A 13871-nucleotide genomic window follows, 5' to 3' on the forward strand; every position below is an offset into this window, starting at 1 on the left:
GGCGATCGAAGAATCGCCTGTGCGGAACACCTGGGGGGAGGAACGCTCCGTTTGGAGAAGAAACGCTGTCTTTGTATCGGAATGCTCTTTATCTTTTTCCTCCCGACGGTTTTCTTTTTCCCCTCCCGGGCGGACGGACGCCTCCTCAATTTAGGAGGGAGCGTCGATTTATCTTATGGGCATATTCGAACGACACAGCAAGAGGCCGTCACGGAGACCGATTTTCTGCAGCAGCGTTACAACCTTCATAATTTCGGAGAGATTATCGATCCCCGCATCGGGACGTTCTCCCTCAGCGGGACGTTTCTCAGCCAGGACACCAAGACGAGCGGCAATTTCACCGATCAGAATTTCAACTTCACCGATTATTCCCTTGGGTTGAATCTCTTTCCATATATCTCTCCCTTCAGTTTTTACGCCCAACGGGTCACCCGCTCCAACCAGCTCGATACCGTTGTGAAAGATACGATCACCACCTACGGGGCGAATTGGTCTCTTTCGATTCCCCGGTTGCCGCGCCTTGCCCTCTCCTACAACCAATCGGAGCTGAAGGCGAACGATCGCGACCGCCTTCCGGATACCGTCAGCCGGTACTTCAACGCGGAATCGAGCGGCCGGATCGGGGAGACGACGGTGATCGGCCGGTATCAATACAATCAAACCGATGTGGCGCGGATCGACGGGGAGGTCGATTCGATCGACGGCCATGCGGTGAACCTGAATACCGAGAGCCGTCTTGCTTCCGACCTTTCGTTGAGCACCTTTGCCCGGTATGCCGACGTCGGGGGAACGAATGCGCCGGGGCTGACTTTCGCCCAGGAGCGGGCCGTCGGCGCCTCCGTCTTTTACACGCCGAGTGTTTTTTGGGATACCCACGCGCGGGTCGAATATGCCGAGACGCCCGATACGATCGACTTCAACCGGCTGAATGCTTTCTGGAGCGCCTCGATCCGGCCGACCGAGCTTCTTGACATGGTGACGAGCCTCCGGTATTTTCAATTTGAAGTGAACGGGACGACGACCTCTTCTCCCTTTGCCGACTATGTCCTCAACTACCGTCCCTTCTTCGGGCTGAGCACCGGCTTCGGGGCCTCGATGGGAATGACCGAGACCGAGGGGAACGGGGCCGAGCTCTCTTCTTTCTACCAACGGTACCGGGGTTATGCGAATTACACCCGGTCGGTCGAGATTCTCCGCTACAGCGCCAGCTATGCTTTGAGCTACGGGACCGCCGATACCTCCCGGGCGAATTTGGCCGGTCCTCAGGAAGACGATCTTCGGGATTTGATGAACACCATCACGCTGGGGGTTGAAAACACCCAGATCCGAATTATCCATATCGCCCTGGCGTATACCTTCAACGATATCAATCGGGACGGCCCGACCCTTCAGGAAGAGGACGACCAGCGCTCTCATACTTTCCAGGTCAACGCCGACAGCAGCTATTTCCGCGGGCTGATTTTCAGGGACGACAGCCTCTTTCTCCAGGGCTCGACGAGCCTTACCCGGATCGAGGGCTTCGGGCCGACGGGGAGCTCCTTTCTGATCGACGCGCGGGGAAGCTACTATTTCCTGGGGGGCGGGCTTTTGGCGGCCGGCTGGACCCGGCAGAATTACCCGGAAGGTTTTTATTTGGACTCGGATATTTTCTTCGAAGAGATCCAATGGAGCTTCTATCTTGGAAATACCAACCTCACCGTGGGGGCTCGCGACAGCCATCAACGGGGAGACGGAAACAGCTCGCTCGATCGGGATACGCTCGAGTTCACCACCGTGCTGGCTTATCAGATCGGGAAGTTCATCTTCAATCTCGACCATCGCTGGGCCAATGACCGCTCGGCCGGGATGACTTACCGAAGCGAGACGATTTTTGCAAGAGCGACGAGAGTCTTTTAAAAAACGGGAGGCGTGAGGCGGTAGGGTGAGGGGGAAAAGATTAAAATCAAGAGGAGTCCTTCGAAACCCTCTCATCGGGATCATCCTTTTGGGACTGGTTGCTTGCGCGGGTGCGCCGGTCGAGAAGCAACCGACGATTTTTTGGCCGGAGCCGCCCGATCCGCCGAAGATTACATTTGTTCAAAACCTCACGCAGCCGAAAGATGCGGGGGTGAAGCCTTCGTGGTTCAAGAGGGTCATTCATTTTATCTTCGGGGAGAAGGAGCCGCCTTATCTGATCCGCCCCTCCGGGGTAACGGTGGATGAAGAGGGGGGGGTCTATATCGGCGATACCGGATTGCAGGTGGTCCATTATTTCAACCAGAAGAACCACGAATACCGGCAGTACTTCCGGCTTCCGGAGCCGTATGGGAGGCTGAAGAATCCGATCGGGGTCGCGGTCGACGGAGCGAAGCGGCTTTACGTCACCGATGCCGATCTCAACCGGGTCTTCGTCTACGATCCGGAAGGGGAGTCGGTCCGGATCATCGGCCGAGAGGGGGAGATGGAGCGGATCTCCGGAATCGCCATCGATCGGTCGCGCGAGCGGCTCTATGTTGTCGATACGATGGGTCATCGGGTTCTGGTGTACAGCCTGGAGGGGGAGAAGCAGGGGGAGATCGGAAAACGGGGGGTCGGAAACGGCGAATTGAATTTCCCGACCTACGCCACCGTCGATCACGACGGCCGGCTCTACATCTCCGACTCGCTGAATTTCAGGGTCCAGGTGTTCGATGCGGAGGGGCAATTCCAATCGCAGATCGGGAGCCTGGGGGCGACGCTCGGCCAATTCTCCCGGCCGAAGGGGATCGCGGTGGACGGGGCAAACCATCTCTACGTCGTCGATACCCTTTATGATAATGTCCAGATCTTCAATTCGTCGGGAGAGCTTCTCCTTCATTTTGGAAGGTCGGGGGTCGAGCCGGGCTTCTTCTGGCTCCCCTCCGGAATCGCCATCGATCGGGAAGGGAAAATTTACGTCGCCGATTCGTACAACCAACGGGTCCAGGTCTTTCAGCTGTTGGAGGGGGAAAGCGTTCCGTCCTCGTAGGGGCGACGCGTGCGTCGCCCGACATCAATTCCGTTGACAAAGAAACAAACGATCATTAATATTATCGCCGGAACGGAGAAAGAGGTTTAATGAGGGGAAAGTTTAGATCAAGTATCGGCGTTTGGGGATTATCGATCGTCCTCCTCATCACGTTGGGGACGGTCGCCCTGTCGCTTCTAGGTATTCCTTTCCGCTCTCCTTCCTCCGCCCAGCCGACCTCCGAGCCGTTCAACGAAGATGTTAGCAATACAAAGCACAACCTCTCTGCGAATCCGGTCCCGAATCCGACCCTTTTCCAGGAGCTCTTTGATCCCGATATGGAGCGGAACGTCAAGTCGGTCGACGGTCCCCAGGGAACAACCGAAGTCTGCGTCTTCTGCCACACCCCGCACGGCGCCAGCCAGGAGGGGGTGAAAATCCGGGCGCCGATCTGGAACCGGAACCTCTCCCCGGCCCATTATCAGATGTACGATCAGGTCTGGAGCAAGTCGTTCGAGGCGAAGCCGAACGATCCCGGCCGCCCGACCGGCTACTCGCGGCTCTGCCTCTCCTGCCATGACGGGACGATCGCCCTCGGCAGCTTGATCAATAAGCCGGGAAGCGGCGGATTCGATCCGGACGGCCGCAATCCGATCGAGATGGAATACCCGACCGGCCAGACGCCGGCCGGACCTCCCGGGAGTATTCCCGTCGGCGACGGTGCGACGCAGCAAGCGACCCGCGTCTTAGGACGGGATCTGCGGAACGATCATCCGATCTCGATGCGGTTCGACACCGAGCTGTTGTCGAAAGACCACGAGTTCGTCGATCCCGGCCCGCCGATCCGGCGTCCCTTCACCCAGAGCACGCCGACGCCGCTCTCTCCCCTTCGGAGGGCGACCGGGAACAGCGTCGATGTTTTTGATTCGGTCCAGTGCACCTCTTGCCACAATCCGCACCAGGTCGATTTCCCCAAATTCCTTCGGGCCAACCGCCTTCAGTCGTTGACCTTCGCCACGACCCAAGCGGCGAAACACCCAGGTCTGCCCGGCACGTCGGCGCCGCCGCAGGGAGGAGGGGCGATCATCTGCCTCTTCTGCCACGACAAGCCGGGATGGCCTTATAATGAGGCCGATCTCAATTCTCACTTCGGCGATCGCCAGACCGGGCAGTTCGATGACTCGCGGCTGAAGCCGGGGGCGACCAATCTTCATAACAGCGAAACACCGGTCGTCGCCGAGCGGGCCTGCCTCATCTGCCACGATCCGCATACCCGCCAGGGGGCGGTCCGGATCATGCGGGAAGGGGTCGATCATTTCGGCAATGTGGCGATCGAGCAGACCTGCTTCCAATGCCATCAGCCGCAGGAGACCTCGATCCTCCAGGCGCCGACCCGCGCCCCCGACATCATGACCCAGTTCTTTAAAGACAGGGAAGGGAACGGCAGTCACGGGGTTTCGCCGACCGGGAGCGCGATGGACCTGAACCTGGCCCTCGGACATCAGCCGGTTTTCGTCGATCTGCCGACCGAAGGGGTCCAGCTGGGGAGCGACAACCGGCTCCCCTCCTTCTTCGGCGGCCCTTTTTCCGAGCCGCCCAACAACAAGATTCTCACCGAGAACGCCCCGCCGACCCCCGACACCTCCCATGTCGAGTGCGTCGACTGCCACAACATGCACCGGGTCACCCGGCGGAACCGGTTTGAGGGAATGCCGGGGATCACGATCCGAAGCGGCATCGTCGCATCGACCTTGAAGTCGGTTGATGAGCGCCGCGAGCCGTACATCTATGAGGTCTGCCTCCGCTGCCACGGGAACACCTTCAACAACCATGTCCGGGAGGCCCTCTTCACCGCGGTCGGCACCGGCAAGGTCGTCCAGGCGCGCGGCAACAGCCCGGTCAATCCGGCGCTCGGCGTCAACGCGCATGGGAGCAACAAGCGGAAGGAGTTCGATCCGACCTCCGTCCCCTTCTATCCGGAAAACTTCCGCATTCAGAACCCGGCCGATCCGAACGGACCGCTCGTTCCCGACCCAAACCCGCCCCGGTTTAATCATTCGTTCCACCCCGTCTTCCAGCCGGGGAGAAATCAGTCGGGAGTCTTGAACAATTACACACTCAACATGTCGACTCCGACGCAGCAGGGACAGTTCCTCGGAAGAATGGGACTCAGCCGGGAGAAGACAATCCATTGCACCGACTGCCACAACACTGATCTTTTCGGGACCTACCTGGGAGGCGCGCTTCCTTTGAATCGGGTCTTCGGCGCCTTTGGATTCCCGACGTTGACCAGCTGCTGGGACGGCAGTCAGAACGTGAGCTGTCCCGACTACCCCGGGCCGATTACCTTCGATGATACACGGGGGACCGCTTACCGGCGGCCGACCGATGTTCCCCCCGATATTCCGGTGAATCCGGAAGCGACCCGAACGGCGAGCCTCAATGATCCGAACACGGCCCAGGGGCCGCATGGGTCGATCTACAAGAGAATCTTGCGGGCGAATTACGATACGAAGGTGGGAACTGCAGAGCAAAAATTATGTGGAGATGTTCTTGTAGTGGGTACCTGTCCAGGTGGCAATGGGAAAGCTACCTATAATCCCCAGAACTTCGCGCTCTGCTTTAATTGCCATGCTGAGGCCGCATTCATTACCCCCGCCTGGACTGATTCAGGGCCCGGGGTAGAGAACTGTTCTAAAGACGCCAGCGGCGCTTTTATTCCTCCCAAAGCGAGACTGACCAATTTCTATCGATGTGAAACCGGCAATGTCGATGGACAAACTTCAGGGGGTAATCTTCACATGCTTCACTTAGTGGGTCGTACGAACGCCCGATGTCATGAATGCCATAATAATGTCCATAGCAACGTTGAAGCCGGAAATACGATCTATGTCGGCTTGAATAACTCGAACTTTGTTGCCAACAATCCTGGGCATAACCTGGATACCCACCTGATCAACTTCCAGCCGAACATTAGGGGGAATCGGTCCGGCGAAGGAGCATTTGATATTCGTGGCGAGGACCATGTGATGTGGGGAGATGGTGAGGTTGTTAATCCTACTGATTTTTCATTCGGTCACAAAGGTCCCGGTTGCAATCTTCGATGTCACGGATTTAGTATGGACCATAATACTGATGCCCACTCCGTCATCAACGGCCAGAAGTAAATAATGTCTTTTGTCAGAAAGTTGATTTTCCTCTTTCTCTTCCTCTCTATTCCAATTGCGCTCTTTATCTCCTTTTTCTCCGGTCAGCAGGAAGTTCCTCCCGAAATGGTCCTCATCCCCGCCGGCGAGTTCATCATGGGGAGCAATGAGGTCGACACCTCCGGCAACAACCAGGCGGAATTCGGAAATAAGAAGCCGTGGTATCTCGATGAGCATCCCGAGCGAAGGATCTTCGTCGCCGACTTTCTGCTAGACCGATACGAGGTGACGAACCAGGAGTATGCAACATTTGTCGAACAGCGCCAGCGAAGGCCGCCTCCCTCCTGGAAAGAAGGACGCTACCCCGACGGGCAGGCGAACTTTCCGGTGACCGACGTCAACTGGTTCGAGGCCGAGGATTATTGCGAATGGCGGGGAAAGCGTCTTCCGACGGAGGCGGAGTGGGAGAAGGCGGCGCGGGGACCGCACGGCTACCTCTACGTCTGGGGAAACCAATTCGATGCAACGAAGGCCAACGTCAGCGCCGGCGGCCACGGTGGGATTACCCCCGTCGGCCGATGGAAAGAAGACCGGAGTTTCTACGGCGTGTTCGATCTGAACGGCAATGTCATGGAGTGGGTCGCCGACTGGTACAAGCAGTATCCGGGGGGCGATCATCAGAGCCCCGATTTCGGGGAGCTATTCAAGATCGCCAAGGGGGACGCCTTCGGGGAGTCGGGCCATTACTCCCTTCCTATTTTTTCCCGTCTTCCCTTCCGGCAGAACGTCGCGCCGACCGACCGCTTTCCTTTTCTGGGGTTTCGCTGCGCAAAAAACGGATAGTCGGCGGGGCATTCTCTCTAGCGGGCCGTATCGACCGCCAAGCCGACCGGCTGATTGAGGCCTGTGTTGATTCCGGTGATGGTTTTGTGAGCAGCCTCTCCGTCGGCTCGGCTGGCGTTGGTGAAGATGTGGACCGCGTCCGCTTCCCGATCGGCCACATAGAGGAGATCCCCCTCCGCGTCGAGGAAGAGGAAGGAGGGGGTCTGCATGAAGTTCCCGGAGAGGGTACGGGCGGGGGCGTTGTCTCCGTCCAGACTCGAAGCGTTCTCGAAGACCAAAATTTCCGATGTCCCCTCGTTTAAGATATAGAGGATGTCCCGCTCCGGATCAATCGCAACGCCGATCGGCTCATTGATCCCGGTGGCGGCCCCGCCGATCTCCGCGTCCGGACCGACCTCTCCATTCAGATCCTCCACATTCTTGAAGACCAATACCGAATTGTTTCCATGATTGGCGACGAAAAGGGTTTGTCGTCCTAAATCGACGGCCAGGCCCCGCGGGCTATTGAGGCGATCGCTGGTGATGACCTGGTTGGGGACCGCGTTGAAATTGAAGTCGCTGGCGGCGTGGAAGACGAGGAGACTGTTGCACGGCGCGGCGGGATCGGCGCAATCGGTTCCGGCGTTCGAGACATAAAGGCGGTCTTGATCCGAATCGACGAAAAGCCCGGCCGGGTTGTTCAGCTTGGTATCGGGACAGGAAGAGGCCTCGGGGTTATAGATCGGGCTGCAAGGGGTCCGGGGAAGGCGAAGGGCCAACAGGCCGGACGCGGTCTCTCCGGGGTAAGGCGAAGTCAATGTCAGCGTGGTATCCGAGTAGATCGTCGAAACGATCAATGAGTCCTCCTCGATTTTGATGTGGTCGCCGGGCGCTAAATCGGTGGTAAAGGAAGTTCCGGTTCCGGTCACGATCACGCTTCCTTCCGTGACGGAAAAAGTGCCGTCGAACGGCATGTTTCCATCAGACCTGCTTGCGTGGGTAAAAAGGAAGAGCGAGTCGTCCGAAGTGATCGTCGGATCTCCCTGGTTGGCGACGTAGACGAGGTCCCGTCTTGGATCGACGGCCACGGCCGATGGTCCCACCAATTGATTTTCCCCGCCGCTCCAAACCTGGCCCGGAGCAAAATTCCCCTCCGCGCTGAAGAGGAGGAAGGCGCCCCGCGCGCATTGGTTCTGGGGGAGGGTGCAGGTCGGGTCGATCGGCTCGCCGAGGAAGAGCCGCTCTCCCCCCCCGCTGGTGTCGACCCAGAGCGCGCCGGTAATTTGGGGATCAAGCGAGGGGGGAAAAGAGATTTCCGTGTCGTCTCCGACCAGTTTCCGGTTGGGTTCAATCTCTCCGTCGAGGGTGCTGGCAGTGTCGAAGATATAGACGGAATTGTTTCCCCGATTGATGATAAAGAGCCGGTCTTTGGCGACGTTCATGAAGGGGGCGGTCGGCGCATTCAACCGGTCCTCTGAATCCAAGGTAGAAGAGGAGGTCATCACTCGGTCGGGCGCGGTGTTCCCCTGTTTTCCGCTGGCGTCATCGAAGGCGAGAATGTTATTGCTCTGGGTGTTGACCGCGTAGAGGATATCCCGATCCGGATCGACGAAAAGTCCGAAAGGGCGGACAAGCTGGGTCTGCAATCCGACCAACGTCCGAGGAGTGGGGTCGAGGGTGTCCAGGTCGTAGACGACGACGCCGTTGTTATTGTCGTTCGCCACATAGGCAAGGCCCCTCCCTTCGTCGACCGACATCGACAGGGGGCTGTTGAGACCGGTGGTGAAGGTGGCGACCGGAGCGGGGAGCGCAACGTTTCCGGTCGGGGGGCTGGGAATGACGGCGTCGAGGTCATAGACACGAAGCTCGTTGATGGACGGCAGAAGAAGGAGAAGACGATTTCTCGTTTTGTCGACATAGATCGCGCGGGGGAACAAAATGCCGCTTGCGAGGATCCCCCAGCTCGGGGGGGTGTTGTTCAGGGAGGTTTCACCGACATTGTCCCAAACGGCGATCATCGGGGAGCTGGCGCCGCCGAGAAAGGAGCGGAAATTGAGGACGTAGAGCCGGTCCTCCTCGTTGTCGTAGGAGAAGGAGATCGGCCATTCCAGCCGGGTGGCGGAGCCGGTGTTTATTTTTGTCGGCGCGATATTCCCCCCCATCCCGAACAGCAGGATTGCGTTCTCCAATGTGTTCGAGACGTAGATCCGGTCGAGCTGGAAATCGACCGCGATGTCGGTTGCGTCGCTGAGCCCCGTTTCGTCGCCGGTGATGATCCGGGCGGGGGCGACGTCGCAGACGGCGCAGTTGGCGAACGGATCGGAGAAGATGAGCAGGGCGCTGTCGCCGTCTGGGGGGTGGTCGTTGTTGACGACGTAAATCAAATTCTGGTCGATGTCGACATCGATTCCGGTCGGAAACACGAGAAGGGTATTCGAACCGGTCAGTGTCCGATCGGGGGATGTCTGACCCGCCCGGGTGGAGGCATTCTCATAGACCAGAACCGCTGCCTGGCCCTCGCTTTGAACGACGTAAAGCCGGTCGTTCGTGCTGTCGATGAAGATCCCTAAAGGAGATTGAATCGATGAGATCGTCCGGGTCGGCGGAAGGTTTCCTTGAGTCGATGATTGAGAGGCATTTTCGTAGACCAGGATCGAGTTGGTTCCCTCGTTCGAGATGTAAAGAATGTCTCGCGCCGGGTCTACGGCGAGCTCCCCCGGAGCATGGAGCAAAGTCGAAGCGCCTGAGATGACTTGGCAGGGGGCGATATCGCCGCTGAGCAGACCGGTTTCCGAGCAGCCGGCGTGAAAGACCAGGATGGATGCGTTCCCTTCACTCGCGACATAAAGCCGCTGCCGTGTCGCGTCGTAGGCGACGCCGCCGGGACGGCGGAGTCCGGTTTTCGGCCCTGAAATCACCCGGTCCGCCGAGGCCAAGCCGTCAGGCAGTTCGAGCGTGCTTGCATTCTCATAAATGAGGATGGCGTTCTGGCCGGTGTTGGCGACGTAAAGGGTGTCTGTCGTTTGATCCAAAAAAAGGCCGGTCGGTTCGGCGATGGTTTCCGGAAAGTGGCGGTCCGGAGCGAGATCCCCTTCCGCAGTCGAGGCGTTGTCAAAGGCGAGAAGACTTCCCGTTCCTTCGTTGGCGACGTAGAGATTCCCGTCGCCGCGCGGCAGGTCCGGCGCTTCCTGAGTCTGACCGGAGCCGTTACTGTTGTCACTGCACCCTTGAAATCCTCCTGCGCCAAGAAGGACAAGGAGGAGCGTTATCCAGCGCACGTATCTCAATTCGGATTACCTCGTGGTGTCGACGGAAAGCGCGACCGGCCGGTTCAGACCGGTGGTGTTTCCGGCGAGCGTTGTGTGATGGGCTTCCCCTTCAGCCGAGCTCGCCTCAGTAAAGATGTAGACGGTGTTCGCCCCTTGATCGGCCACATAGAGCAGGTCGTTTTGCGGATCGAGGAAAAGAGCGGAAGGCTGAACCATGAACCCCCCTGAGATGACCCGGACCGGAGAGGGGAGGACGCTTCCGCTGAGTGTGGAGAGCTGATCGAACACCTTGATTTCCAACGTCTCCTGATCGAGGACATATAACAGCTCGTTCGCCGCGTCCACGGCGACCGCCACCGGTTGGCCCAGCCCGCCGATCTCGGCGTCGAATGCGACCGAACCGTTCAGCGCCTCCAGGTTTCTGAAAATCAAGACGGAATCGCCCCCGGCATTTGCGATATAGAGAACCCTTCGGTCCAGGTCGACGGCCAGGCCCCGCGGCGTATTGAGCGCGTCGTTGGACAGGATCTGATCGGGGGTGACCGGACCGGCTGCAGCTGCCAGGTCGCCGGCGTTGTCAAAAATTAAAACGGCGTTGCAAGGGGGGTCTGTGTTGATACAGATCCGCCTGGAAGCGACGATCCCGGTGGCGGTTGTTCCCGTATAGGGGGCGGACAGGGTCAGAGAGGTATTGGAGCCGACGGCGGAGACGGTAAAAAGTGTTGTCCCGATTCTTATCGTATCGCCGGGCGCCAGCTCCGTCGAAAAGAGGGTTCCGGCGCCGGTCACAAAAGGAGACCCTTCGATCACGACGATCGTGCCTGTCAGGGGAACATCGTTGCTGGTGTTGGAGATGTAAAGCCGGTCTTGAACGGGATCGACGAAGAGTCCGGCCGGATTATTGAGCGCCGGGATCGTTACAGACAGCGGAGGATCGCCATCCGTATTGACACGGCTCGCCTCCGTCAGGATCGACAAGGTCTCGTCTCCGGTGACCGCCGGATCTCCCTGGCTCGCCATATAGAGGACGTCTCCGTCGAGGGCGATGGCCGATGGCCCGAAAAAGGGCGCCCCTCCTCCCGACCAGATGCGGCTTGGGGGAACGTTCCCGTTCGGGCTGAAGATGAGAAAAGCGCCGCGTAAGGCGACACAGGCGAGCGAGCTGTCCGGACAGGTGGGGTCTCTCGGCTGACCGACGAAGAGTCTTTCTCTCCCCCGGCTCGTATCGACGAGCAGGGCGCCGGTGATGTCGGTTCCGTCCCCGCTGGGCCCTCCGAGGAAGAAAAGAGAGGTGGCGCTGCCGGCGATTTTCCGATCGGGGTTCAGCGCGCCGTCCCGGCCGCTGGCGCTGTCGTAGATATAGATGGAATTGTTCCCCCGATTGATTAGATAGAGGCGATCGTCGTCCATGTTTACGGCGGGAGCGGTCGGGGTGCTCAGGATCTCGTCCGCCGCGGCGCCGCCGGGAGACGAAATGACGCGGTTTGGGGCGATGTTTCCGTTTGTGGTGCTGGCATCGTGGAAGGCCAAAATTGAATTAATAGTGCTTCCGATCGAGCCGGTGTTCGTTACATAGAGGATGTCTCGCTCGGTATCGATGAAGACGCCGAAGGGGCGGTTCAATCGGGTGTCCGTGCCGCCGATCGTCCGGACAGGAGCTGTGAGGTTCAAATCGTTCAGGTTGTAGACGACGATCTTGTTGCCGTCCGGTTGGAGTGATGAACAGTTGGCTTGGTCATTGGCATCGCAGTCATTGACAATATATACCAGACCCCGTCCTTCATCGACCGCCATCGCCTTGGGTCGGTGAAGCCCCTCGGTGGTGGTGAATGTTTTTATCGGCGCGGGGAGGTCGATCGTCGCCGCGGAGGCGGGAGGAGAGTCGAGCGGAAAGTTAGGAATCGTATCGATGTTGTAGATCTGAAGTTTGGGGTCTGTGGTGTTCCCGCTCAGAATGATCAGCAGGCCCCGAGTCCGGTCGAGGTAAACCGCGCGGGGGCGTTGAATGTCGGAGGAGGACGGGGCGGTGATCGTCCAGCTCGGCGCACTGTTCAAAAAGAACCGGCTGCTGACGTTATCGTAGACGGTGATATTCGGAGTGTTCGGAATGACCGACGTCGAATTGAAATTGGCGACATAGAGGCGGTCCATCGTACTGTCGTAGAAGAAAGAGATCGGCTGCTGCAACTGGGTGTTCCCTCCCGAATTGATCTTGGAGGGGACCATGTTTCCTTCCAGGGAGAAGACAAGGATGTTGTTGGCGGTTGGGTTCGATAGGTAGAACAGATCTCTTTCCATATCGACTGCAATGCCGACAGGGTTCGTCAGGGTGGTTTCGTTGTCTCCGGTGACATCCCCGCCGATCCGCAAGTCGGGCGGGATACTACAGCTGTTGATGGTGACCGTGACGGCGCAGCGGTCGTTGTTGTCGGCGTCTTTTAGGTTAAAAACAAGAAGCGCCGTGCTGCTGGTGCTCTTGCCGCCGGTCACATTGACGTTATTCGTATTGTTGTTGTTGGCGACGTAAATCCGCGACCGGGCGACGTCTACCTCGATTCCCGCGGGATTCGTCAGCTGGGTCGTGGCGCATTCCGGGGGGGCGGAGGCCTCGTTGCATTCCGGGGGGAGGGCGCTGAAATCGGTGGTCAGGAGCCGCTCCGGCGCGACGCCGCATAGCGAGGGATTCGAGGCACAGGCGGCGGGAGTGTTCCCTTTGAGGCTTGCCGTCTCGTAGATGAAGATCGCCGGCAGGTTCCCCCCGGATTTGACCACGTAGAGCCGGTCGTCGGCGCTGTCGATGAAGAGACCGAAAGGGAGCTGCAACATGCTCTCTGTTTGGCCGGCGTCGGCATGAGAGGTAATCACCCGGCTCGGAGAAACATCCCCTTGAGTTGTCGGTTCGGAAATATTATTGAAAGCAAGTACCGCATTTCTTCCCATATCGGAGACGTATAAGATATCTCGACCTGTATCCAGAGCGAGTCCCCTCGGGTAGTCCAGCAACGTCGAAGCCCCCGAGATGATCCGGCAGGGGGCGATGTCTCCATCTAGAGCGGACGGGGCACCGGGACAGTTCTCATCGAAAATGAGAATTCTGTAATCGTCCGTGTTGGCGACATAAAGCTGTCCGTTCTGAGGGCGATAGATGACCGCGAAGGGACGGTTCAACCCGGTGTTCGGTCCTGAGATCGTGCGGGTCGCGGCGGCCAAGCCAAGCGACGGGTTCAGCGTGCTGGCATTCTCGTAAATCAGGATGGCGTTCTGGCCCGCGTTGGCGACATAAAGGGTATCGGTGGTCGGGTCGAGAAAGATCCCGGCGGGCCCGGTCATCCCTTCGGGGAAGCGGCGGCTGGGGGAGACATTTCCCTGCGGGAGAACAGATTGGAGATTATTTGCGGCGTTTTGGGGAGGATCAAAAGCCAGCAGGTTTCCGTCGCCTGCATTAACGACGTAGAGGGTGCTCCCTTTGCTCTCTCTGGAGGAGGAGACCTTCTTTTTTTCGGTGACGTTGCCGCAGCCGCCAAGGCCGTTCACCGATAGAAAAAAAAGAAGGAATATCCCCAGGAACGAATACAATTTGATCGGCTTGTCCCTTCGACGGCTTTTTTTCATACGTCGCCATTATTTGAAAAAAAAGGGATTCTGTCAAGCTAAAAAACGCGATAAAAC

6 protein-coding genes are annotated in these 13871 nt (G+C 58.6%); 4 read left to right on the plus strand and 2 right to left on the minus strand.

Translation table 11 applies throughout. From position 1 onward, the window contains the following. Positions 1 to 51: 51 nt before the first annotated feature. The 4 genes from MNODULE_RS07205 (at position 52) to MNODULE_RS07220 (ending at position 6954) form a co-directional block, all read left to right on the plus strand. Positions 52 to 1896 (plus strand): hypothetical protein, encoded by a 1845-nt coding sequence (locus tag MNODULE_RS07205; RefSeq protein ID WP_168058760.1) that lies wholly within the window; start codon positions 52 to 54, stop codon positions 1894 to 1896. Positions 1897 to 1984: 88 nt separating this feature from the next. Next, positions 1985 to 2986, plus strand: coding sequence for a 6-bladed beta-propeller (locus MNODULE_RS07210; RefSeq protein ID WP_168058761.1), 1002 nt, complete (start codon positions 1985 to 1987; stop codon positions 2984 to 2986). 89 nt (positions 2987 to 3075) lie between these two features. Further along, on the plus strand, positions 3076 to 6132 hold the full coding sequence (locus MNODULE_RS07215) for a cytochrome c3 family protein (RefSeq protein ID WP_168058762.1): 3057 nt from the start codon (positions 3076 to 3078) through the stop codon (positions 6130 to 6132). A gap of 3 nt (positions 6133 to 6135) precedes the next feature. Then, entirely contained in the window at positions 6136 to 6954 is an 819-nt protein-coding gene (locus tag MNODULE_RS07220; protein WP_168058763.1) for a formylglycine-generating enzyme family protein, read from the plus strand. 17 nt (positions 6955 to 6971) lie between these two features. Here MNODULE_RS07220 and MNODULE_RS07225 read toward each other — a convergent pair whose 3' ends face one another. Both MNODULE_RS07225 and MNODULE_RS07230 read right to left on the minus strand, forming a co-directional pair. Then, positions 6972 to 10211 carry a beta-propeller fold lactonase family protein gene (locus MNODULE_RS07225; RefSeq protein WP_168058764.1) on the minus strand — a complete coding sequence of 1080 codons (3240 nt, stop codon included), beginning with the start codon at positions 10209 to 10211 and terminating at the stop codon, positions 6972 to 6974. A 15-nt stretch (positions 10212 to 10226) separates the two neighbouring features. Further along, positions 10227 to 13814: an NHL repeat-containing protein gene (locus tag MNODULE_RS07230; protein ID WP_168058765.1), complete on the minus strand. Its 3588-nt coding sequence runs from the start codon at positions 13812 to 13814 to the stop codon at positions 10227 to 10229. Positions 13815 to 13871 lie beyond the last annotated feature (57 nt).

It is taken from the genome of Candidatus Manganitrophus noduliformans (assembly GCF_012184425.1).
Taxonomy (GTDB): Bacteria; Nitrospirota; Nitrospiria; order SBBL01; family Manganitrophaceae; genus Manganitrophus; species Manganitrophus noduliformans.

Coding starts and splice junctions, on each gene's coding strand:
- MNODULE_RS07215 (WP_168058762.1), top strand. CDS start 3,076: ATGAGGGGAAAGTTTAGATCAAGTATCGGCGTTTGGGGATTATCGATC.
- MNODULE_RS07220 (WP_168058763.1), top strand. CDS start 6,136: ATGTCTTTTGTCAGAAAGTTGATTTTCCTCTTTCTCTTCCTCTCTATT.
- MNODULE_RS07230 (WP_168058765.1), bottom strand. CDS start 13,814: ATGAAAAAAAGCCGTCGAAGGGACAAGCCGATCAAATTGTATTCGTTC.